A 24,866-nucleotide genomic window follows, 5' to 3' on the forward strand; every position below is an offset into this window, starting at 1 on the left:
CAGGGTGGGTAAAATGGTAAATAGTGAATAAAAAATAAGCGATATTAAAACAGGCTGCTTTTATAAAGTGTTTTTTAAATTTTAGAGAATACTTATAAAAGCTAGACCTATCGATAAATGGAGGAATTAACATGGGATTAGAAAGTGTTTTATATAAATGTGATAGGGGCGTGGATCTCAAACAATTGCGACTTAAACCCTGGGCTGTCGCTTCTGAAGTGATGGGGCGATTTAAAAAGGTTAATCAGATTCATCGCTGGTTTTTAGAGAATATTCAAAATGGGGTAGACGACAGCCGATTTTATCTGGTTGAGGAATATCAGTTTAAAAAGCTTTACAAATTGTGTACAACCGTGGATAGTAATCATGATCGGGCTGAAGAATTATTACCCACGCTAAAAGGATTTGATATTGGCAGTGCCAAATATGATGAAGTCTATTTTGAAAATTTAAGCAAGGTGCTCATCATTCTGGGGCACATCAACAATACCTTTGACTTTGAAAAAAATGAATTGGTATATAGTAGTTCTCATTAATAATGGAAAAGATTAAAAGAGACGATTTTTGCAGAACCAGCTGAAGAAAGCATCAGCTGGTATTGTTTAAAAAAAGAAAAAATTACATGACAAACGTTAGCTTAAATTGAACTAAAGTATGGTTTGTTGATGACGATAATGTAATAGTATCCAAAACAGAAGTATTTAACAAAAGTTAAATAAAAATTGAGGTTTTGAAAAAAATCAGGTATAATGTTGATCATGACTAAAATGTTTCAATTAAATACAGCAATGTTGTTAAACTTAACGGCGCCCTTTTTTCGAAGGGCGTATTATAGTTATTTGATAAAAAGTGGGGTATAAAAATAAAAAAAGTTTATGTTGCATTGATATAAAATTAGAAGGAGAAAAAGAATGAAACATGAGAAGAGTTTGTTGTCAAAGATCCTGATGACTGTTGTTTTACCAGTAGCCTTAATATTTAGTGCGATAGCAGGTATTGCAATGATGGTAACAAGTCAGAATGTCGATCAGTTCGCAGGGATTCAGAACAGTTTGATACTGATTTATGTAATCGGTTTAGCGGTTATTGTCGGTGTGATTATGCTCGGAATGAAGGAAACTTCGCACAGAATAACTAGTCTGGCAGAGGCCGCTAACCGGTTGGCGGATGGTGACATTGAAGTTGGGTTAAGATCTGATAAACCTCAGGATCAGGTGGGAGAAATCGCTTATGCACTTTCATTACTGGCGGATAACAGTAAGACTCAGTCAGAAATTGCACAAAAACTGGCAGATGGAGATCTGTCAAAGACTATCATCCCGCTATCGGATAAAGACCTGCTGGGGAATAATTTAGTTACAGCTCAAAAATCGATGAAAAAACTCCTCGACTATCTTGTCATGATGCCGGAATTGGTCGAGAAAAAAGAGTATTTTGATAAAAATATTGAAAAAAACATGACCGGTGATTATAAAAAAGCTTTGGTGCAGGCAAATCAAGCCATGGCGGCGGTCTCCTCAAACATGGAATACTATTTATCCATTCTGGATGCGCTCCCTTACCGAATTACAACAATCGACAAAGACATGAATATGGTTTTTGTTAATAAAATTCTTGAAGATCTGATGAAAATGACCGGCACTGCTAACCAACGGGAAGAAATTCGTGGGGTGCCCTGTAACTCATGTAATCTGGAAATGTGTCACACCGAAGATTGTGGTGTCAAAGCATTAAAGGCTGGTGGGGATCGACTGAATGAGCTTGGTTATTCTGAACATAGCTTTGAATTCAGGGATCGATATTATCGGATGGACACAATGAATCTGATCAATCAGCAAGGTGAAAAGATTGGTTATGTGGATGTGTCTCATGATACAACACCGGTTATGAGTGTTAACAATTATTCGGAGGCTGAGATTAATCGACTGGCTGATAATTTAAGACGCCTATCAGCAGGAAATCTGGATTTTGATTTGAATATTCAGGAACCTGGCGGGTATACCAGCGAAGTTTTTGAGCAGTTCAGAGCAATAGAAACAAATTTACGAGAAGTAAAAGATTCCATCGATAGACTCGTTGGCGATGCTATCATCTTGACAACAGCAGCCATGCAGGGAGATTTGGATGTCCGGGCTGATGAAACCAAATTCAGTGGCTCCTGGCAGGAACTTATCAGTGGCATGAATGGTATTCTTGGGGTCATGGCAAGACCGATGGAAGAGGTCGCAAATGTGATGGCTGCGATCGCCAACGGCAATCTTGATGCGACAGTTGATGGCTATTACCAGGGTAGTTTTGATGTCTTGAAACAGGCTGTCAATGAGATGGGCAGCAACTTCAAAACGATTGTGACAGAAATCTCTACCGTTACCAGAGAAATCAGTAATGGGAATCTTAATCTGGAAAATGTCAGTGCTTTCGGAGGCGATTTCAATGCGATTTCTGACGCTCTTAATACCATTATTGCCACCTTGAACTCGCTATTAGGAGATATCAATCATGCCTCCGAACAGGTTAACGCCGGGGCAAATCAGGTGTCCGACAGCAGTCAGGCGCTTGCTCAGGGGTCGACTGAACAGGCCAGCTCTATTCAGGAACTGACCGCATCGATTACCGAGATTGCCGACCAGACGAAGAACAACGCCGTCAATGCAAACAAAGCCAGAGAACTGGCTACGGATGTGATGGCTAATGCTGATAAAGGAAACCAACAGATGACTGAGATGCAGCAGTCGATGGTGGAAATCAACAAGTCGTCCGAAGATATCTCCAAGATTATCAAAGTTATTGACGATATCGCTTTCCAGACCAATATTCTGGCTCTTAACGCTGCCGTGGAAGCCGCCCGGGCTGGACAGCATGGTAAAGGCTTTGCCGTAGTGGCGGAAGAAGTCCGTACCCTGGCCGCCCGTAGTGCTGATGCGGCCAAAGAAACAACCGGCTTAATTGAAGGATCCATCAGCAAGGTTGCGGTCGGCACAAAAATTGCCGATGAAACTGCCAGCGCCCTGGATGAAATCGTCGGCGGAATTGCCAAGGTTAATGATTTAATCGGCAACATTGCCACCGCATCTAATGAACAGGCCACTGGCATCGCACAGATTAATATGGGTGTTGAGCAGGTTGCTCAAGTTGTTCAGCAGAACTCAGCAACTGCTGAAGAGAGCGCTGCTGCCAGTGAAGAACTTTCGGGTCAATCAATTTTATTAAAACAGATGATCGACCAGTTCCAGCTGAGATAATTCAAGTAGTCAAAATAAATGATTAAAAAGACCACCTTGTAATGAGGTGGCTTTTTTAGAAGGAAGATCATCATGAATCGATTAATCGCAAAACTGATACTTTTTACCGACTCAAATCACGAGAGTCTGCTGAAGCAGATGGGTCAGCTCTATGAACGTTTTTATAAAGGCACGGATACCAAGGAAGAACTGATTGCCGAAAGTTATCACCAGTTAAAGTCACTGTTGGAAATTGCCACTGATTTTGGGTTTGATCGAAACCTCTGGCATCATTACCTGACCTTTTTACTGATAACCAATGAAAATCCATTCAGTTTAACCTGTGAAAAGGTGGGGAAAAAAGAAGGAAGTGTTAACTTTTTTGCTCAAAACGACTGCAAGGTTTTTAAAGATCTCTTTGATTTTAATTTCACCGAATTGGAATCAGCATTGGGAATTGATTGTTTCACCCGGGTTTCAAATTACCAGGCCATCAAAAAACCGGAATTTATGTACAACCAGAACGTCAGTGAAAAAGTAAAATCGCTGAGTCTTAAATTAGCAGCTGCCGCAAACGAACAACTATTTTTCGATGAAATCACGCAGTTCTATGGAGAATACGGAGTGGGTATGTTTGGATTGAACAAAGCCTTCCGGATTATTCCCAAAGCCGATAATACCGGAGTTATCTTTAATCCCATCAATAACATGGATAAGGTCATGCTGGCGGATCTGGTTGGTTACGAAAATCAGAAACAAAAACTTGTCGAAAACACCAAAGCCTTTGTCGAAGGGCGAAAAGCCAACAATGTGTTGCTGTTCGGAGACAGCGGTACCGGTAAGTCTACCAGTATAAAAGCCATCGTCAACGAATTCTATCATCAGGGGCTGCGGATGATTGAAATCTACAAACATCAATTTCGGGACTTATCAAATGTCATTGCCCAGATAAAAAATCGGAACTATCGGTTTATTATCTATATGGATGATCTTTCTTTTGAGGAATTTGAGATTGAATACAAGTTTCTGAAAGCTGTAATCGAAGGTGGCGTGGAAACAAAACCGGATAACATTTTGATTTATGCCACTTCAAACCGCCGCCACCTGATTCGGGAAACCTGGAACGACCGAAATGATATAGAAGCAAATGGAGACATCCATCGATCAGACACCATGCAGGAAAAGCTGTCCCTGGTAAATCGCTTTGGGGTCAGTATTTTTTACGAACGACCCAGTCAAAAACAATATTTCGGAATTGTTGCTGAGCTGGCCAGGCGAGAAGGTTTGAGCCTGTCGGAGGAAGAACTTTATCGGGAAGCTAATAAATGGGAACTGCAACATGGTGGGATTTCAGGTCGAACTGCCCAGCAATTCATCTATCATTTGCTTTCTGTCGGTTCAGCGGATAATTAAATCAACAAATGTTATTTTACACAAGATCATGTCAGAAAAACCATGACACCTGGGACTTATTTTAGTCCCAGGTGTATTTTTATCGGTCTAATCTGCGTAAATTTTAGTAAGTTGGATATAAATAAATAAAGGGTTAAATGATAAAAGATGAAAATCCATGGTTGGCATACAAAAAACTGCGCAACTTGAAAAATTGGGGATTGTTTTAATAGAATATGAAAAGAACAGGAGAAAGAAAATGAAAATTAAATTTTTAGGAGCGGCACTATCCGTCACTGGTTCCTGCCATCTGGTGACTACTGATCACTGTAAATTCCTCCTGGACTGCGGTTTGTTTCAGGGCAGTGAAGCCCTGGAAGAATTAAACGATCAGGAGTTTGATTTCAATCCGGCAGAAATTGATTTTATGATTTTAAGTCATGCTCATATAGATCATTGCGGACGTATCCCTTTGCTTGTTAAACAGGGATTCAAAGGAAATATTTATTGCACCGGGGCAACCGCTGAGATAGCCGACATCATGCTTCAGGACAGCGGCAATATTCACGAAATGGACGCTAAATGGATCAACAAACGTACGACCCGTTCTGGACAGCGACAGATTCATCCGCTTTACACCCAGGAAGATGCCGCTCGCTGCGCCCAATATTTCTTTCCGGTGGCATATGGTCAAACTTTTGAGATCAGTCCCCGGATCAAGATTCGGCTCAATGAAGCAGGGCATATATTGGGGGCAGCAATCATTGAAATTTGGGCTGAAGATGGCGGAAAAACAACCAAGCTTGTTTACTCAGGCGATATCGGGGCGGCCAATCAGCGGATGCTCAATGATCCGACTATGATTGCAGCGGCCGATTATCTGATTATGGAAACGACCTATGGAGATCGTGTCCATGAATCCCAACAGGAAAGCGGGAAGCGTTTCCTTGACATCATTTTTAAAACCGTTGCTCGGGGCGGCACCGTGGTGGCACCTGCTTTTGCCTTGGGTCGAACCCAGGATCTGATCCATGTGCTGGAAGTGTTTTATGATAACCACGAACTCTATCAGAATCAGCTTGATAAGGTTAAGGTTTATGTTGACAGTCCTCTGGCTACCGACGCTACCGAAATTTTCCGCAAAAATGCCCATTATTTTAATGACTATATCAAGGAACGGATCAAAAAAGGGGACGAGCTTTTCTATTTCAGAAATCTGAATTTCACCAAGAGTATTGAGCAATCCAAGGCATTAAACGATAATCCATCTCCCAAGGTCATTATTTCGTCCAGCGGCATGGCTGACGCTGGACGGGTTCAGCATCATCTCAAACACTACCTCTGGAAACCGAAATCCAGCATTGTTTTTGCCGGCTACCAGGCGGAGGGCACGACTGGGCGGGCGATTACCAGCGGCGAAAAATATGTCCGGATCCTGCGGGAACGGATCCGTGTGAATGCGGAAATCTATTTTCTCGAGGGTTTCTCTGCGCATGCCGATAAAAACGATCTGTTGAAGTGGCTGTCCGGGTTTACAGAAAAACCAAAGAAGATCTTTCTGGTACACGGCGAAGAAGAACCTAAAAAAAAATTTGCTGAAACAGTCAAAAATATTCTCGGTTATGATTGTATAGTCGTGGAAGATGTATCCGAATATGTTCTTGGTGATGAAGAAAAAGTCGTTTGTGATGGGATAAAAAGCCAGATTGATGCAAAAAAACAACTGCTCCAGATAAAAACCAATTTTCAAGATATGTATGACGAGCTGGACACACTTTTATCCAAACCAGGCAGAATAACAAATGAAATATTCTCACTTGACGAGATCGATGACATTTCTAATCTTTCTAGTGACTTTGAAAAGACCCTGACGAAAATTAAATCAGTAGTCGGCGAAAAAGATTTGCAACAAGATGAGAATGTGGATTGAATAATCGGGTAAATGATCATTTTTGTAAACTAATAAATAATGGATAATACTCAGGAGGGTATGATGAACAAAAAGTTTCAGGAAGCAGATGACAAATTAAAGGCTCAGATTCTTGACCAGATTCCAACTCCGGTCATGGCAGTAAATAAAGAGCTGATAGTGACATATATGAATGAGGCAGGTAAAAAATTACTAAAAAATAGATCAGAGGATATTATTGGAATTGCCTGTAAAGATATAATTTGTACCGATCAGTGCGGTACCGATGATTGTGCCATGCTAAAAGCAATGAGATCAGGGAAGACCTATTCATCACGAACCGAAGCAACCTTAGGGGGGCAAACGATTCCTTTAGAATTTTCAGCAGTACCCCTAGTTGATGATAGCGGGAAGATCATCGGTGGCCTTGAATTTGTTCTGGACATTACTGAGCGGGTCCTATATGAGAATCGTCTCAAAGAACAGAACCATACAATCAGGGAAATGTCGACACCGACAATTAAATTATGGGAAGGTGTTATGGTATTGCCAGTTGTTGGTGTTGTTGACTCAATGAGAGCTCAACATATGATGGAAAGCATGCTGACAAAAATCGCTGAAACTTATGCAAAAGTAATTATTTTGGATATTCACGGTGTTGCAGCCGTGGATACTGCCGTAGCCAATCATTTGATAAAAATAACAAAAGCTACTAAACTGATGGGGTGTGATTGTATTCTGTCAGGAATTTCACCTGCCGTGGCGCAAACAATCATCCAATTAGGCATTGATATGGAAGCGATCAACACCCGGGCAACACTCAGTGATGCATTGACAGAAGCATTTTTAATGTTAAATCTGGAAGTGAATAAGAAAAAGCAGTGAAATAATATTTTTGATGGGAATAGGTTGAAAGTAATGGGAGAAGATTATAATACATCCATAACCGTGATAAAAAATAACCTGATCGTGGCACTTCCAGCAGAAATGACTGATTCGTGCATTCAAAACATTGAAAAAATGATTACCGAGAAAGCGTATCAGAAAAATATTCATGGAGTTCTCCTCAATTTTTCAATGGTGACTGTTATGGATACTTATACATATCGGGCTTTTGAATACATTACGAGGGTTTTTTCATTGATGGGGATTCAGACAATCTGGGTAGGTTTAAGTCCCGGGGTAGTTTTTGGTCTGATTGACTTGGATGTTGCAATTAATACAAGAATAAAAATGGCAGTTAATCTTGAGATTGGTTTAACATTGCTCAATTAGAGCAAATGGTAACACTGGTTAAAGATGATGAAAATATCTGATGTACGATTAATAAAAGAAATTAACGAAAGAGTCAGGATCAGAGAAACAAAAAAAATAGATCTCGTTTTTAGCCACGATAATGAAAATGTGGTGTATTCTGTTCGTAGTATCGCTAAAAAAGCTGGCTTTCGTTTAACTGATGAGGTATTAATAGCCGTAGCTGCTTCGGAACTATCGACAAATATTTTGCGGTATGCTGGAAGCGGCCAGATTGAAGTAAGTATTGTTACCGATGAAGTCAGCCAGGCCAATGGGATCGAACTGTTTGCAAGCGACAAAGGACCGGGCATCAATGATGTTGAACTGGCACTAAAGGAAAACTACAGCTCACAGGCAAATAGCTTGGGACAAGGCCTTCCGAGTGTGCAGCGAATCATGGACGAGTTCTATATCGAATCGGTTTCAGGTAAAGGAACACGAGTGCTGACACGTAAATGGGTAGATTATGAAGAAAATTGAATATGCAATGATACTCCGAGCACTGCTGTGGGATATTTCAGAATGCGGTGATCTGGGCTACATCAGGGAATATGATAATAAATGCTTTGTCTGTTTGATTGACATCCTAGGTCATGGTAAATTAGCAAGAAGTATTGCAGTTAATGCAGAAGAATATCTTGAAGCCAATTATCAACGCAACCTCGTTGATGTCATGAACGGTCTCCATAAACATTTATATGGCAGTAGAGGCGGGGTTGTTCTAATGTGTCGTCTGGATATACCGACTGAGAAACTTCAATATACAGGAATTGGAAATGTCACCGGAAGAGTAATCGGCGCCAATCAACATCGGATGCTTTCAAAAGATGGAATCGTAGGATTTGGAAGCATTAGTCCAGTTATTCGAGAATGTGAATTTTCTGATCGAGATCTGCTGATTCTCTATTCTGATGGCATTAAAGAGCACTTTAATTTGCTTGATCATTTGCAATTATTTACTGGCGAGACGGAATCAATTGTAAGGGATGTTCTTAAAGAATTTGGCAAAAAAACTGATGATGCTTGCTGTATAGCGTTGAAGTATATTAAATAAAGGCGGAATCGAGGTAAAACAATGATCGAATTGGGTCATACTAGGGTCGATAGTAATATTGCTTTGATCGAAGCAAGAAAAAAAGCAAGACATGTTGCTTTAAAATTAGGATGTACCGAAATTAAGGCAGCCCGAATTGAAGCAGTTTTATCGGAAATGATTCGGCAGTTGCTTGATGAAACAAATACAGTTGACTGCATCATTTCAGTCATAAAAAGCCAGGATAAAGAAGGAATTAATATCGCATATGATAATCTTGAGGTACCGCTTAGATTGAATTGTGCTGAAAAATATGTAAATCTATTTGAAATTCAGGAAAAGCCTGATGGAAAATACTTGGCTAATGTCTTTTTTCCTTTCATAACAGTCGAACCAGACTTTTGTGATACCCTTGTCGAAGAAATCCGTATTGAAATCGAGTCGCCGACAAGAGCAGAATTACTCAAAGAAATTGAGGAAAAGAACAAAGAATTGGCAAGTAGCCGAGAGTTTATCGAATCAGTTCTGGAAAATTTACAGGCAGCTGTTTATGCAAAAGATCTTAATGGAAAATATACATATATTAATAAACAATGGGAAGCGGTAACGGGTATTGAGCGGGAAGCCTGTATCGGTAAGACAGCTAAGGACATATTCAGACCAGGTCTTGGCGAAGCATATGAAGAAAATGATCTCAATGTTATTAAATCAAAGAAAATTCAGATAATCGAAGAGCATTCTAATCTGGAAGAAAATACAAAAACCTATTTATCCACAAAGGTACCAATGAAACAGAAGGATGATATTATCGGACTTTGTAGTATTTCTACAGATATCACCGAACGAAAAATCATGGAAGAAGAGCTCTATGAAGCAAAAAAAACCGCTGAAGAGGCCGCCAAGTCAAAATCCGATTTTTTAGCAAATATGAGCCATGAAATACGAACACCCATGAATGCCATACTGGGAATGAGTTATTTGATGGAAAAAACGGTTTTGACCGAAAAGCAAAAAGACTATCTTGGAAAAATACGGCTGTCGGGACAACATTTGTTGGGTGTTATTAATGATATCCTGGACTTTTCAAAAATCGAGGCAGGGAAACTGGATATTGAATGCATTGACTTTAAATTATATGAAGTCCTGGATAATTTGTCCAATTGTATTAGTGAAAAATGTATGTCAAAAGGTTTGGAACTTGTCTTTGATGTTAATCCGAATGTTCCGAACGAACTATGTGGCGATCCGCTGCGAATTGGACAAATCCTGATTAACTATGTCAACAATGCCATAAAATTCACGGAACAAGGTGAAATTATTGTCGGAATAAGGAAAGAAGAAGCATTAACCCAAGGATTCTTGCTTAAATTTGAAGTTCAGGATACCGGAATCGGCTTGACAACAGATCAAAAGTCTAAATTATTCCAGTCTTTCCAACAAGCTGATACTTCTACCACAAGAAAATACGGTGGAACGGGACTGGGACTGGCTATTTCTAAAGATCTGGCGGAATTAATGGGCGGTGAAGTTGGTGTGGAATCAGAATATGGTAAAGGCAGTAATTTTTGGTTTACGACCCACTTTCGGGTCTCTGGTAAAACGGAGCAATCAATTATCTCAAATGAAGGGTTGGAAAATTTACATGTATTAGTAGTCGATGATAATAATCAGGCACGAATGATCCTCTCGGCGATGTTAAATTCCATGAGAATTCGGGTGGATGAAACAGGGTCTGGTGAGAGTGCCATTGAAATGGTTCAAATGGAAGATCTGCGGCAAGATCCCTACGAAATTGTCTTTGTTGATATGCAGATGCCAAATTTAAATGGCATCCAAACGGTCGAACGGTTAAGTCAAATTAAACTGAAAAGCCCACCCAAATATGTGATGGTTACCGCTTTTGGAAGAGAAGAAGTATTTAGTAAAGCGGATCGGGCGGGATTTGAACTGGTTATGGTTAAACCGGTTAATCTTTGGGTACTGTATGAAACGATGATTAGAATTCTTGGAAAAAGCCAACCGAATGAGACCGTCGAAAAAAAAGAAGTGGTAGCGGCCGGTCAAAGAAAAAATTTGCAGGCAATTTCCCGGGCTAAAATTTTGTTGGTGGAAGATAATGAATTGAACCAGATGGTTGCACTTGAACTACTTAAAGAGGGCGGGTTGATTGTAGATGTGGCAGAAAATGGTCAGATTGCCGTGGAAATGGTGGCTGAAAATGAATATGATCTGGTGCTGATGGACATGCAGATGCCGGTATTGGATGGGCTTGAAGCGACCAGGCGGATTCGTTCAGATAGTCGATTTGCGGAACTGCGAATTATTGCGATGACTGCCAATGCAATGGCCGGTGATCGCGAACGTTGTATTGCCGCCGGAATGAATGATCATTTGCCTAAACCGATCGAGCCGAATCATTTGTTTGAAATGCTGACACATTGGATACCGCCGACGACAAATACCGATGGTTCAGAAGATCATATCATTGATACTGATGATGAGATTTTTCCAGAAGCGGAATTAAACATCAGAATCAGTGGTCTGGACGTTGAATTGGGTTTGCAGCGGGTACTTGGCAAGAAAAAATCGTATCTAAATATGCTAAGAAAATTTATTGCTGGACAACAGAGTATCATTACAGACCTGGATCAGGCAGTTAGTAATGGAGATTATACCACCGCTGAAAGGCTTGTTCATACATTAAAAGGGATATCTGGGAATATTGGGGCAATGGAAATAAGACGAACGGCAACAATTCTTGAGACCGCAATCCGTGAACAACCCAGTAAGGATACATTAAGACCGCTCATAAAAAATTTAAGTGTTCAGTTAAAAAAGCTGACTGAATCATTGGAAACGGCGTTGACAAAAGAAAAAAACCCCCTTGACGACTACGATACTGTTTACTCGAAGGTTGAACTGGTGCGTTTTTTAGAAGAACTTATGCCGGGGATTCAAACACGGAAACCCAAAAAATGTCTGGATGTTCTTGAAGCTTATTGTAAATTCTTATGGCCAGATGAAAACAAAATTGAAGTCGCTGAGATCTATCGACTTGTTTCCAAATATCGATATAAAGAAGCCGCTGAATGCGTAAATTCCCTATTGATCAAATTAAGTGAGGTTTGATTATGAAGAAATTGTCAGATTATAATATTTTAATCGTCGATGATACAGAAATGAATATTGACATTTTAGTTGGCGCACTTGGAGATGACTATGAACTGTCAGTCGCAATGGATGGGGAAGCAGCCCTCGAAATGATAGAAATGGAGATTCCTGATTTAATCTTACTTGATATCATGATGCCAGGATTGAGTGGCTATGAAGTTTGCGAAAAACTTAAAAAGAATCCCAAATCTAAAGAGATCCCAATTATTTTCCTGACCGCGATGACTGACATCGAAAGTAAAACAAAGGGTTTTGAAGCTGGGGCTGTCGATTATATTACAAAACCATTTGAAATACTGGAAGTAAAAGCACGAGTACAGACCCATCTGTATATCACGATTGCAAAAAAGGAATTAGCTATACAGAATGAAATACTTGAGCAACGGGTTATTGAACGAACCGAAGAACTTTGCCTGACTCAGGAAATTACCATTGAAGCGCTAGCTTCACTGGCTGAATATCGAGATCCGGATACGGGGGGACATATTTATCGCACAAAGAATTATGTAAAAATTCTGGCAGAAAAACTAAGTACCTTTGAAAAATATAAAAATATCCTGAATGAGGAAGTCATCAAAATATTTTACGAGTCGGCGCCACTCCATGACATCGGAAAAATTGGTATTCGGGACGAAATTCTTCTGAAACCAGGTAAGTTGACCGTTAAGGAATTTGAAGAAATGAAAAAACACACGTTGATTGGTTATAATGCTCTTCGAATTGCGTCATTAAAGCTTGGCGAAAATTCATTTCTAAAACACGCCATGGAGATTTCAAAAAGCCATCAGGAAAAATGGAATGGGACAGGCTATCCGGATGGTTTGTCTGGCGATGATATCCCCATAGCTGGAAGAATCATGGCAATTGCCGATGTGTATGATGCACTTATCAGTAAGCGGATTTATAAACAGCCATTTACGCACCGGCAGGCGGTAATGATCATTAAAGAAGGCCGGGGTATTCATTTTGATCCGCTGATGGTCGATGCTTTTGAAGATGTTAATGAAGAATTCCGGCAGATTGCGATAAAATATGCCGATTGTGATGAGGAACGAGTGACATTAAATGAAGTGTAGAGTTGTTATCTAAAAGACCTGTTGGCTTGACGCCGACAGGTCTTTTAGATAAAATGATATCAGATAATTACGGAGGTGTTGATGGTTAAGTCTGTTTTGATCGATTACTAAAGCCATTTCACCAGACAGAATAAGGTACAAGGAGGCGACAACCATGCCAGTAAACTCATTTGAAGATTATCCGATGTCCTGGAAACCAACGCTGAACCATCAGATTAAACCCTTATATCTTTCGCTGGCTCGTCAATTGGAGCAGGATATCAAAAAGGGCAATCTGTTACCGGGGACAAAGCTACCGCCGCAGCGGGAACTGGCAGATTTTCTGGATATTAATGTGAGCACTGTGTCCAAAGCCTGTAAGGTCTGCGAGTTAAAAGGGCTCCTCAGTGCAACCGTGGGCAGCGGCACCTTTGTATCTTTTGATGCGCTGGCAAATGCCTACCTGCTGCCGGATGATAAGCCCCGGAATCTGATTGAGCTGGGTGCGGTTTTTCCGGATACGGCCACCTTTGGACCATTAATTGGCTGTTTGAAAGATATGCTCAATGAAGCCGATGCCGATAAGCTGTTTAATTACAGCCGCCCCAACGCCAATATCTGGCTGAAAGATACAGCGGTGAAGCTGATGGAAAAAGGCGGATTCAGCCCGGGCTCAGAGAGCATTTTGTTTTCCAACGGTGGCCAAAATGCCATCACGGCCATTCTGGCCGGGCTTTGTCGTCATGGCGATAAAATCGGGGCTGACCCCCATACCTATTCCGGTCTCAAAACCACCGCTTCGATGCTGGGCATTCAGCTGACACCGATCCGCCATCGTGGTGGGGAAATGGATGATGAAGCGCTGCTTGATGCTTGCCGAAACGAAAATATCAAGGGGGTATACCTGATCCCAGACAATCACAATCCTACCACCCATACAATGACCTCGGATCGTCGTCAGGCGCTGGCTCAGATTGCCAAAGATCAGGACATCTTTATCATCGAAGATGGCGCCTACCATTTTCTTGGTCAAAATACCCGGCCGGCGATGGCATCTTTTGCACCAAACCATACTATCTATATTGCCAGCATGTCCAAAACCCTGGCGCCCGGCTTGCGAATGGCCTATCTGTCGGTTCCCCAGGCCTATCGAAAGGCGGTGTCGAAAGCCCTGTATAATCTGAATATATCAGTTTCTCCACTGATGGCAGTGCTGGCGGCTCGGGTCATCGTTTCCGGACAGCTGGATCAATTTATTAAGAGCCACCAGCAGAATGCCAGCCAGCGTAATGCGCTGGTGAACCGCTACTTTCGGGAATACTCCTGCCACGGCGATGAAACCGGAATATTTCGTTGGCTGGAGCTACCGGGAACGATTAGCGGATCAGCTTTTGAAGTGCTGGCCATGGAAAAAGGGGTTCGAGTTTACGGCGCCGAGCGCTTTACGGTCGGAAATAGTTTGCCCAGCCGGGCCGTTCGGATATCAGTTTGTGCCCCGGAAACCCTAGCTGAACTGGAACAGGGACTGATAATCTTGAAAAACCTCCTCGATCATTTGTGAAATTCAGGCTAATTTGTACGCCATACATTTAAACTATTGTATGGCGTATTTTTGCGTGTTAAAATAAAGCTCATATATAACCGAGCGTGAAGGGAGTGTCTGATGATGAAAAGTTTTGTTTTTGCCTTCAAACAAGCGATACCCGTTTTTTTCCCCTATTTGTTTATTGGCATCGCTTTTGGAGTTTTAATGGATGAGGCTGGCTATACAGCAGGTTGGTCATTTTTATCCGGCATTTTTATTTATGCCGGGTCGATGCAGATTGTTTTGGTTTCGCTGCTTACTGCCGGGGCCTCGCTTGGTACCATTGCCGTAATGACCTTTTTTGTTAATGCCCGACATATTTTTTACGGTATCGCCTTCATTGAGAAATTCAAAAAAATGGGACGGAAATATCCCTATATGATCGTGACTCTTACCGATGAGGTCTATTCTATTTTTTGCAGCATCGACTATCCGGATGAAGTGGATGTCAGGAAGACCGATTTTTATATCACCCTGATTCTTCATCTGGTCTGGATTTTAAGCTGTTTGGCCGGAGCCCTGTTTGGACAGCTGATACCCTATGATCTGGCCGGTATTGAATTTTCAGCCACAGCTTTTTTTATTACCGTCTGCATGAATCAATGGCAGTCCATGGATTCCCATCTGCCAGCAATCACCGGGCTGATCAGCGCATTGGCCTTTTACTTTATCCTGGGACCCAGTCAGTTTATCCTGCCAGCCCTGGCTGTCAGCGTCCTCGTGTTAATCGTGGTAAGATCCCGATGGCTTAACGATCAAAAAAAGAACCGTGGTCTAGAATTGGAAGCGGGTTTAACAGAGCAAGCGGAGGAAATCAGTTATGAGTATTAATTGGATCAACACGCTGGAAGCTCTACTTGTTGTGGCGCTGGTTACTATTCTGACAAGATCTTTGCCATTTTTGTTTTTTGGTGGTAAAAAAGAACTGCCAGATACGATAAGTTATCTGGGAACAGTTTTACCAGCTGCCATTATGATTATTCTGGTGGTGTTCTGTCTGCGAAATATCGGATTGACCGCCTATCCCTTTGGCTTGCCGGAGCTGTTAAGCGTCGCCGTGGTGATCATTGTTCATCGGCTCAGAAAAAATGTTTTTCTCAGCATCAGCGCCGGAACCGGACTTTATATGGTGTTGACCCGTACCCTGTTTATGACAGGCTGCTGATAATCAGAGAATCTTTTTCGTAGATGGTTTTAATAATAATTGCGCGGATTAGTAGGTTTAATATTTATTATCAGTGACTAATGCGGTATAATAAGACCACAATTCTTTAAAAGCTGAGGCGTATGAAAAGGATGCACGAACAATACAGGGGGATCGGATGAAAAAGAAGACGATATCGAAATTATTTGCGATATTAATGGTGACAAGTCTGTTATTGACAGTCAGCGGCTGTGTTCACACCCAGAGCTATGGTGGTGGTATTTATACTGGTGAGTGGAAAGATGGCGTGCCCAATGGATATGGCAAGTTCACTTACTCTGAGGATGTAATCTATGAGGGTGAATGGAAGGATGGCAAGCTCCATGGCAAGGGCACTGCCATAGGGTATGATGGAACAAAATTCGAAGGGGAATGGAAATATGGTAAGCTGGACGGCTATGGCACCAAGACCGATAGTGGAAACACCTATGCGGGCGAATTTAAAGAAGGCATGATGCATGGGAAAGGCACCCTGACCATGGCCGACGGCACCACCTATGTGGGAACCTTTGCCAACGATCAATACGTCGGCCCGTAAATAACAGGGGCAATGATTTAAAAAACAGTATGAATTTTTCATGCTGTTTTTTTATAATCATTCTTGACAGAAGATCAAAACTAGTGTAGACTTACTAAGTAGGAACACTAAATCAATAAGCGCCTGATCTGAAGCAGTGGCGGTTTAAAAACAGCCGCTACGCTGGCAGATCGGGTCGACAATTCACAGATTATTAAAAATAAGGACTGATGGTTATGGATATCGTTGAACGACTGACACAATTTGGACTGACCCGGCATGAGGCGGCTATTTATTTGACCTTACTTGCCGAAGGTGACCTAAATGGCTATGAGGTGGCTAAGACAACTGGCATTTCAAGATCCAATGCCTACACATCGCTGGCGTCCCTGGTGGAAAAAGGCGGGGCTTATGTGATTGAGGAAGCGACCATCCGCTACACCCCAGTGGCGATTGCCGAATTCTGCCAGAATAAGATCAGAAAACTGCAGCAAGCCAAACAGGATCTAATCGCTACCATCCCCGCAAAACGGGATGCGGTGGAAGGCTATATCACCATCAAAGGTGAAAACAATATTCTCAACAAACTGCGCAACATGATTCTGGAAGCCCGGGAACGGGTCTACATTTCAGTGCCCGCTCAGATTCTGGAAACCGTGCTAGGGGATATTGAATCAGCGATTAATCGTGATATTAAAATGGTTATCATCACCAATGGATCATTTACGCTGGCAGGGGCCACTATCCATATCGCTGACCAACCGCTCCAGCAGATTCGGCTGATTGCCGATTCAACGAATGTCCTGACTGGCGATGTGAGTAACGGCGAGCATTCCACCTGTCTTTATTCCCGCAAGCGAAATCTGGTGGATTTGTTTAAAGACTCCATGAAAAATGAAATAAAGCTGATTGAAATGACGAAAGGAAACTAAATATGAAAAAGACGTTTTTAAACAAAGAAAAATTAGAAGAGATAGTCAAAGAATTCCCAACCCCCTTCCATCTCTATGATGAAAAGGGGATCCGCGAAAACGTGCGAAATCTGCAGGAAGCTTTTTCCTGGAATAAGGGTTATAAAGAATACTTTGCTGTCAAGGCAACCCCTAACCCAACGATTCTGCAAATCTTAAAAGAAGAAGGCTGTGGGGTGGACTGCTCATCCTATACCGAACTGATGATGTCAGATACCGTTGGTTTCACCGGTGCGGATATTATGTTCACCTCCAATGTGACGCCCACAGAAGATTTTGTTCTGGCCAGAAAACTGGACGCTCTGATTACTCTGGATGATATCACCCATATTGACTTTCTGGAAGAGGTCGCAGGTCTGCCTGAAACCATCAGTTGTCGCTTTAATCCCGGTGGTGATTTTGTTATCGACAATGCCATTATGGATACCCCCCAGGTGGCCAAATACGGGTTCACCCGGGAACAAATGACCGAAGGATTTAGGATCTTAAAAAGCAAAGGCGTCAAGCATTTTGGGATCCATGCCTTTTTAGCCAGTAATACCATTGCCAATGAATATTATCCGGCTCTGGCACGGATTCTTTTCCAGACCGCCGTGGAGCTGAATCAGGAAACCGGCGCTCATATTGCCTTTATCAATTTGTCCGGTGGTGTCGGGATTCCCTACCTGCCCGATCAGCAGCCCACCGATATTTATGAAGTCGGCCGGGGTGTTCAAAAAGCCTTCGAAGAAATTCTGGTCCCAGCCGGAATGGGCGATATTGCCATCTACACTGAACTGGGTCGCTTTGTCTTGGGACCATTTGGTCATCTGGTCACCACCGCCCTGCATGAAAAACACACCCACAAAGAATACATCGGTCTTGACGCCTGTGCGGCCAACCTGATGCGCCCGGCCATGTATGGTGCTTATCACCATATCACTGTGATGGGTAAGGAAGATGCCCCACTGGATCATGTCTATGATGTCACCGGGGGGTTATGCGAAAATAATGATAAGTTTGCCATCGACAGACCACTTCCTAAAATCGATATCGGAGATCTGGTTGTTCTCCACGACACCGGTGCCCACGGTTTTGCCATGGGCTACAACTACAACGGCAAGCTGCGTTCTGCCGAAGTGCTGTTAAAAGAAGACGGTAGTACCGAACTGATCCGTCGCGCCGAAACCCCGGCCGACTACTTTGCCACCCTGGATTTTTCCAAGTGGACTAAATAATAGATCTAAACAATACAAAACGAAAGGAAAAAAATAAAATGGCATTAATTAATGAAAATTATCTCAAATTACCTGGTTCTTACCTTTTTTCAGAAATAGCGAGACGGGTGGAAGCTTATAAGACCGCCAATCCCGAGGCTAACATTATCCGATTGGGGATCGGTGACGTGACCAAACCGCTGCCCGAAGCAGTCATCACCGGCCTGCATACCGCCGTTGACGAAATGGCCGACGAAAAAACATTTAAGGGCTATGGCCCGGAACAAGGCTACGATTTTTTACTGGAAAAAATCGTCGAGTTCGATTTTAAAACCCGGGGAGTCGATCTGGCTATTGACGAGATTTTTGTCAGTGACGGTTCCAAAAGCGATACTGCCAATTTTCAGGAAATATTCAGCCAGAATACCAAAATCGCCATCACTGATCCCGTTTATCCGGTGTATGTCGACAGCAACGTTATGGCTGGCCGTAGCGGAACACTAGGTGCCGACGGTAAGTGGAGCGACATGGTCTATATTCCCTGCACCGCCGAAAACGGCTTTGTGCCACAATTGCCAACTGAAAAGGTGGATCTGATTTATCTGTGTTTCCCAAATAACCCGACCGGAACCACCATCAATAAAACCGAACTGAAAAAATGGGTGGACTATGCCAAAGCCAACCAGGCCATTATTTTATATGATGCTGCCTACGAAGCCTATATTCAGGAAGACGATGTACCCCACAGCATCTACGAAATTGACGGTGCCAAAGAGGTAGCCATCGAATTTCGCAGTTTCTCTAAAAATGCCGGCTTCACCGGAACCCGTTGCTCCTACGTGGTCGTGCCCAAACAAGTGATGGGCTATACCGAAGTGGGGGAATCGGTCGAAATAAATAAGCTGTGGAACCGTAGACACTGTACCAAATTCAACGGTGTTCCTTATATTATCCAAAAAGGAGCGGAGGCCGTTTATACTGAAGCTGGTCAAGCGCAGATCAAAGCCCTGGTGGAGTATTATATGAATAACGCCAAAATGATCCGTGAAGGAGTTGCCAGTACTGGCATTGAAGTTTTCGGCGGCGTCAATGCTCCTTATATTTGGCTTAAAACACCGGCCGGCATGGATTCCTGGACATTCTTTGACAAACTCCTCAATGAGGTCAACATTGTCGGAACACCAGGGGTAGGCTTCGGTCCCAGCGGCGAAGGTTATTTCCGACTCACCGCCTTCGGCAGCAAAGAAAATACCGAAGAAGCAATCCGCCGATTTACCACCGAATTTAAACTGTAAGACTGAAAAGGAATGCCCGGCAATATCGATTGTCCGGGCATTTTGTTTTTTAGGAAGATTTGTTTTTAGTCTTTTCATCTGGTTATACGAAAAATAGATCGTGATTCGTCAGCCTTAAAAAATCATTAAAAGGGTTGACACTTTTAATAAAGTTACTTACAATATTGTTAGCACTCTTAAAGAAAGAGTGCTAACAATAAACAAGATGAAGAAGAGGTATGTTATGGAAAAAAAGCAGTTTAAATCAGAATCCAAGCGTCTTATGGATTTGATGATCAATTCAATTTACACCAACAAAGAAATATTTTTAAGAGAATTGATTTCAAATGCATCCGATGCCATCGACAAGGTTTACTACAAAACATTAACAGACAAAGATAAAACCTTTAATAAGGATGACTACTACATCCGCATTCACCCCAACAAGGATAACCGAACCCTGACGATCGAAGATACCGGGATCGGGATGACCGCAGCGGAACTGGAAGATAACCTGGGAACCATTGCCAAAAGCGGTTCCAGCGACTTTAAAAACGATCAGGAAATGGAAGAAGATTTTGATATCATTGGCCAATTTGGCGTTGGCTTCTATTCGGCCTTTATGGTATCTGACAAGGTCGAAGTGGAAACCAAAGCCTTTGATGATGAGGCTTCGTTTTTATGGGTTTCAGAAGGCGCCGACGGATATACCATTGAACCCGGCACCCGCACCACCCATGGTTCAAAAATCACCCTCCATCTCAAAGAAAATACCGAAGATAATAACTTTGACGACTATCTGGAACCCTATCGCATCCGCCACCTGGTCGAGCATTATTCCAATTTTATCCGTTATCCGATCAAGATGGTGGATGAAAAGAGCCGGATTAAAGAAGAAACCAAGGACAGTGAAAATCCCGAATACGAAACCTATCTGGCTGATGATGTTCTGAATTCAATGATCCCGATCTGGCGAAAAAATAAAAACGAGCTGACCGATGAGGATTATAACAACTTCTATCACGACAAACGGCTCGGTTTTGATGCCCCGCTGGCTCATGTCCACCTGAGTATTGAAGGGGCGATGAGCTACAAAGCGATTCTTTATATCCCCGGTCAGGCCCCCTTTGATTATTACACCAGAGACTACGAAAAGGGGCTGGAGCTCTATTCCAATGGCGTTCTGATTATGGAAAAATGCAGTGAGCTGTTGCCGGACTACTTCAGTTTTGTTAAAGGAGTAGTGGATTCCGAAGATATTTCATTGAATATTTCCCGGGAAATGCTTCAGCAGGATCGGCAACTACGACTGATCAGTCGAAAAATCGATACCCGAATTTCCGAAGAACTCAAAAAAATGCTGGAAAATGACCGCGAAACCTATGAAAAATTCTTTAAAGCCTTTGGCAATCAGATCAAGGTCGGAACCTACGATAAATGGGGACAGGATAAGGATAAACTCCAGGACTTCCTGCTCTTTTATTCATCCAAAGAAGGCAAGATGGTCACCCTTAAAGAATATGTGGAACGGATGCCGGAAGATCAGAAATACATTTATTACGCCACCGGTTCATCGGTCAGTCAGCTGGAAAAACTGCCCCAGGTTTCCATTATTAAAAACAAAGATTATGAGATCCTCTATTTAACCGAAACTATTGATGAATTTGTAACTCAGACCTTAAAACACTATCAGGATAAAGAATTCCGTTCAGTTTCGAGCCAGAATCTGGGATTGGAAGCACCGGAAGAAAATGCCGCCGATGAGGCCGCAGAAACATCTGAAGTGGATGAAAAACTGCTGGCAAAAATGAAAGACCTGATCGGGGAAGAGGTAGTGAAAGTAAAAACCACGGCTCATCTGAAAGATGACGTTGCTTATCTTTCCACTGAAGGGGATCTGTCCATTGAAATGGAAATGACCCTGAACACCATGCCTCAGGGCGGTGATGTCAAAGCGCAAAAAGTATTGGAAATCAACAAAAACCATCCGGTTTATGAAAAACTGCGAAGCTTCTACGAAGCAAATGATGACCAGTTTGCGCTCTATACCGAGCTGCTTTACAATCAGGCCCGACTAATTGCCGGATTGCCACTTGACGACGTAGTCGCCTTTACCAAAAACATCAGCAAACTGATGTAACAACAAAAACCAGCACCATCCTTAAAGGATTAGTGCTGGTTTTTTAATGCCAATTGACAAGTTCAGTCTGTTTTGATAAACTAATAGCAGAAGGTGTAACAAGATGATTTTAACCATTGAAGCAGCTCTGGCAATGAGAGATACGATGAGACATTGTTTAGAGCCTAAAGATAAACTAAAACTTTTATTCTCGTCGGTCTAAGCGTTTTTATGGTATAGCACTGCTATACTTTATTTTAGTGCGCTTAAACCGGTAACCAGCAGGAAAGTTTTCAGGCCATAACGCAATGTTCGTTATGGCCTTTTATAATGACAGAGAGTCAGTATAAAATGGCTCTCTGTTTTATTTTTGTTAAAAATTCTAACATACAGGAGAAATGATAATGGGACTATTGGACGTAATTAATCTATCACATTCGTTTGGTGATAAAATTTTATATCAGGAGGCTTCCTTCGAATTATTCAAAGGCGAGCACATGGGAATTGTCGGGCGCAACGGAACCGGGAAGACAACCCTTTTAAATACCCTAATCGGAGAACTTATTCCCGATGGCGGGGAGATCCGCTGGCAAAAAGGAATCAAGGTCGGGTATCTGGATCAGCATGCTAAAATGGATCAAGATGTGACCGTATTTGACTATCTGAAAACCTCGTTTTATGAGCTTTATGAAACAGAAGCTCAGCTCACCAAAATTTATGAAGACATGGGCAGTAATTGCAGTGAAAAAGCTATGAACCGGGCTTCGGATCTGCAGAGTCTGCTGGAGAATTCCGGGTTTTATGAACTGGAAAGCCGGATCTTAAAGATTGCTGACGGTCTGGGGATTACGGCATTGGGGATGGACAGCCTACTGGGACAACTTAGTGGCGGACAGCGGGCAAAGGTGATTCTGGCCAAGCTACTGCTGGAAGAACCCAACGTGTTGCTCTTGGATGAACCGACTAACTTTCTCGATAAGGAACATGTGGATTGGCTCACCGACTATCTAAAAACTTATGAGGGAACTTTTCTGGTGATCTCCCATGATTTTGATTTTCTTGACAAGATCACCACTTGTATCTGCGACATTGAGTTTTCTACTATCAAAAAATACAGCGGCAATATTACCAAGTTCATTACTTTAAAAGGGTTGCGTCGGGAAAGTTATATCCGGGAATTTGAAGCTCAGAAAAAAGAGATCAAGAAGTATGAAGATTATATTTCCAAAAACAAGGCCCGGGCATCCACGGCCAGTATGGCCAAGAGCCGGCAGAAACAATTGGATCGCATCGACAGGATTCCGCCTCCAGAACTGGTGCCAAAACCCAATTTTCGTTTAACCGCCACGCACATTTCCGCCCAGCGCTCCTTAAGTGTCAAAGATCTGGAGATCGGTTATGATTATCCGCTGCTGTCGAAAATGAATTTTAAAATCGAGTCGGGTCAAAAAACTGTGATCACCGGCTTCAATGGGATCGGAAAATCAACCCTGCTGAAAACCCTGATCAAACAGATTCCTGCTATTTCCGGAAAATTCAAGTTTGCTGATAACATCAAAATCGCTTATTTCGAGCAGGATCTCAATTGGGGTAACCCCAGCATGACACCGATCCAGGTGGTATCAGAAGTCTATCCCAAGCTCTCCCAGAGTCAGTTGCGGCGTTATCTGGCCCAATGTGGTTTAAAAGCCAAAAGCATGCTTCAAGGGGTAGCTACCCTCAGTGGTGGGGAACAAGCCAAGGTGAAAATTTGCATTCTAATGCTGACTCAGGCGAATTTTCTAATTTTGGATGAACCGACAAACCATCTCGATGCCGATGCCAAAGAGGTGTTGAAAAAAGAGCTGATCAAATGGACCGGAAGTCTGATTCTGGTTTCGCATGAAGCTTCTTTTTATGAAGACTGGGCCGAGCACATTATCAATATTGAGGGTTGATGTGATAAAGAGATAATCAGGGGTATCTTCAATAAAGAACAACATGTATAATGATAGTTCAAGAAAGTTGAATCGGCTCGAATCAGATCGGGGCGTTGTTTATCTGGATGGTTTCGATTGACTTAAAAATTGATAAAAATTTAGCCTAGGATCATCATCATTGCAAAACAGAGGAAACTAAAACGCACCGGATATTGGCAATATGATGATTCGAACTGGTTCATTTTGGGCAATAAATAATCACGATGGACAGGAAGCATTGGTACCTTAAATGAAGAAAGGAATGATGAACAATGGAAAAGTCAAATGAAGTGAAGTGCGATACTGAGGCTATCGATGGTTTATTTTCTTTAAATCTCGACCTTATCTGTATCGTGGATCGAAATGGTGCTTTTGTGAAAAATAATAATGGCTTTCTAACCATACTTGGATATTTGCCGCAGGAATTGAACAACAAAGCATATCTTGATTTTGTTCATCACCATGATTTAGAAGCTACACGTTTTGCGATTGAACAACTTATAAGTACGAAAGAAATAATGAATTTTGTTAATCGATATCGTTCAAAAGACAATACTTACCGATACATCGAATGGGACGCTCATCTTTCTGGGGAATATATTTACGCGGCCGGCAGGGATATCACCCAAAAGAAGTTAAATGAAACCGCTCTTGTGAAAGCTAAAGAGCAGGTGGATACTGCAAATAACATTAAGCATCAGTTTCTGGCCAATATATCCCATGAAATACGAACGCCGATGAATGGCATTCTGGGATTTATACAATTACTGGAGAACACTGAGCTAACCTCAAAACAACAGCTATTTATAAAAAATATGAAGCTATCCTCGATTTTGTTAAGCAATGTCATCAATGATATTCTGGATATGTCAAAAATGGAGACCAACGAGATTGACCTTGAAATTGTTCCCTTTGATCTCTATGCAACCGTAGAAGATGCGATGAGGCCTTACGCCGCAAGCGCA

At 42.2% G+C, this 24,866-nt stretch carries 20 protein-coding genes; all 20 read left to right on the plus strand.

The window, feature by feature from the left end:
• Positions 1 to 131 precede the first annotated feature (131 nt).
• Complete coding sequence (locus Q7J41_RS10720; RefSeq protein ID WP_304887918.1) at positions 132 to 536, plus strand: hypothetical protein; 405 nt, start codon at positions 132 to 134, stop codon at positions 534 to 536.
• Between the two features lie 375 nt (positions 537 to 911).
• Positions 912 to 3,242, plus strand: a complete 2,331-nt coding sequence (locus Q7J41_RS10725) for a methyl-accepting chemotaxis protein (protein ID WP_304887920.1) — start codon at positions 912 to 914, stop codon at positions 3,240 to 3,242.
• Between the two features lie 72 nt (positions 3,243 to 3,314).
• Positions 3,315 to 4,634 carry an ATP-binding protein gene (locus Q7J41_RS10730; protein WP_304887923.1) on the plus strand — a complete coding sequence of 440 codons (1,320 nt, stop codon included), beginning with the start codon at positions 3,315 to 3,317 and terminating at the stop codon, positions 4,632 to 4,634.
• A 238-nt stretch (positions 4,635 to 4,872) separates the two neighbouring features.
• Positions 4,873 to 6,543, plus strand: a complete 1,671-nt coding sequence (locus tag Q7J41_RS10735; protein ID WP_304887925.1) for an MBL fold metallo-hydrolase RNA specificity domain-containing protein — start codon at positions 4,873 to 4,875, stop codon at positions 6,541 to 6,543.
• A 60-nt stretch (positions 6,544 to 6,603) separates the two neighbouring features.
• Positions 6,604 to 7,407, plus strand: a complete 804-nt coding sequence (locus Q7J41_RS10740) for an STAS domain-containing protein (RefSeq protein WP_304887927.1) — start codon at positions 6,604 to 6,606, stop codon at positions 7,405 to 7,407.
• Between the two features lie 33 nt (positions 7,408 to 7,440).
• Positions 7,441 to 7,797 (plus strand): STAS domain-containing protein, encoded by a 357-nt coding sequence (locus tag Q7J41_RS10745; protein WP_304887929.1) that lies wholly within the window; start codon positions 7,441 to 7,443, stop codon positions 7,795 to 7,797.
• A gap of 24 nt (positions 7,798 to 7,821) precedes the next feature.
• Entirely contained in the window at positions 7,822 to 8,298 is a 477-nt protein-coding gene (locus Q7J41_RS10750; RefSeq protein ID WP_304887930.1) for an anti-sigma regulatory factor, read from the plus strand.
• Positions 8,285 to 8,872 (plus strand): SpoIIE family protein phosphatase, encoded by a 588-nt coding sequence (locus Q7J41_RS10755; protein WP_304887932.1) that lies wholly within the window; start codon positions 8,285 to 8,287, stop codon positions 8,870 to 8,872. Before Q7J41_RS10750 ends, Q7J41_RS10755 begins: the two co-directional genes overlap by 14 nt.
• Before the next feature lie 21 nt (positions 8,873 to 8,893).
• Positions 8,894 to 11,980, plus strand: a complete 3,087-nt coding sequence (locus Q7J41_RS10760; protein WP_304887934.1) for a response regulator — start codon at positions 8,894 to 8,896, stop codon at positions 11,978 to 11,980.
• A 2-nt stretch (positions 11,981 to 11,982) separates the two neighbouring features.
• Positions 11,983 to 13,098, plus strand: coding sequence for a two-component system response regulator (locus tag Q7J41_RS10765; protein ID WP_304887936.1), 1,116 nt, complete (start codon positions 11,983 to 11,985; stop codon positions 13,096 to 13,098).
• 154 nt (positions 13,099 to 13,252) lie between these two features.
• Positions 13,253 to 14,638 (plus strand): PLP-dependent aminotransferase family protein, encoded by a 1,386-nt coding sequence (locus Q7J41_RS10770; protein ID WP_304887937.1) that lies wholly within the window; start codon positions 13,253 to 13,255, stop codon positions 14,636 to 14,638.
• Between the two features lie 102 nt (positions 14,639 to 14,740).
• The gene (locus Q7J41_RS10775) at positions 14,741 to 15,493 is read left to right on the plus strand and encodes an AzlC family ABC transporter permease (protein ID WP_304887939.1); all 753 of its coding nucleotides are present in this window, start codon (positions 14,741 to 14,743) and stop codon (positions 15,491 to 15,493) included.
• Entirely contained in the window at positions 15,483 to 15,827 is a 345-nt protein-coding gene (locus tag Q7J41_RS10780; protein WP_304887941.1) for a branched-chain amino acid transporter permease, read from the plus strand. The genes Q7J41_RS10775 and Q7J41_RS10780 overlap by 11 nt, the downstream gene beginning before the upstream one ends.
• A 157-nt stretch (positions 15,828 to 15,984) precedes the next feature.
• Positions 15,985 to 16,404: an MORN repeat-containing protein gene (locus Q7J41_RS10785; RefSeq protein ID WP_304887943.1), complete on the plus strand. Its 420-nt coding sequence runs from the start codon at positions 15,985 to 15,987 to the stop codon at positions 16,402 to 16,404.
• 215 nt (positions 16,405 to 16,619) lie between these two features.
• Positions 16,620 to 17,315 carry a TrmB family transcriptional regulator gene (locus Q7J41_RS10790; protein ID WP_304887945.1) on the plus strand — a complete coding sequence of 232 codons (696 nt, stop codon included), beginning with the start codon at positions 16,620 to 16,622 and terminating at the stop codon, positions 17,313 to 17,315.
• A 2-nt stretch (positions 17,316 to 17,317) separates the two neighbouring features.
• The gene (locus Q7J41_RS10795; protein WP_304887947.1) at positions 17,318 to 18,571 is read left to right on the plus strand and encodes a diaminopimelate decarboxylase; all 1,254 of its coding nucleotides are present in this window, start codon (positions 17,318 to 17,320) and stop codon (positions 18,569 to 18,571) included.
• A gap of 38 nt (positions 18,572 to 18,609) precedes the next feature.
• On the plus strand, positions 18,610 to 19,845 hold the full coding sequence (locus tag Q7J41_RS10800) for an LL-diaminopimelate aminotransferase (protein WP_304887949.1): 1,236 nt from the start codon (positions 18,610 to 18,612) through the stop codon (positions 19,843 to 19,845).
• A 223-nt stretch (positions 19,846 to 20,068) separates the two neighbouring features.
• Positions 20,069 to 21,964, plus strand: coding sequence for a molecular chaperone HtpG (gene htpG / locus Q7J41_RS10805; protein WP_304887951.1), 1,896 nt, complete (start codon positions 20,069 to 20,071; stop codon positions 21,962 to 21,964).
• A gap of 383 nt (positions 21,965 to 22,347) precedes the next feature.
• Positions 22,348 to 23,880 (plus strand): ABC-F family ATP-binding cassette domain-containing protein, encoded by a 1,533-nt coding sequence (locus Q7J41_RS10810; protein WP_304887953.1) that lies wholly within the window; start codon positions 22,348 to 22,350, stop codon positions 23,878 to 23,880.
• Positions 23,881 to 24,173: 293 nt separating this feature from the next.
• Positions 24,174 to 24,866 (plus strand): histidine kinase dimerization/phospho-acceptor domain-containing protein (locus Q7J41_RS10815; protein WP_304887955.1); only part of this gene is annotated, 693 nt, incomplete at its 3' end.

The organism is Acetobacterium sp. (genome assembly GCF_030652775.1).
Lineage (GTDB): Bacteria > Bacillota > Clostridia > Eubacteriales > Eubacteriaceae > Acetobacterium.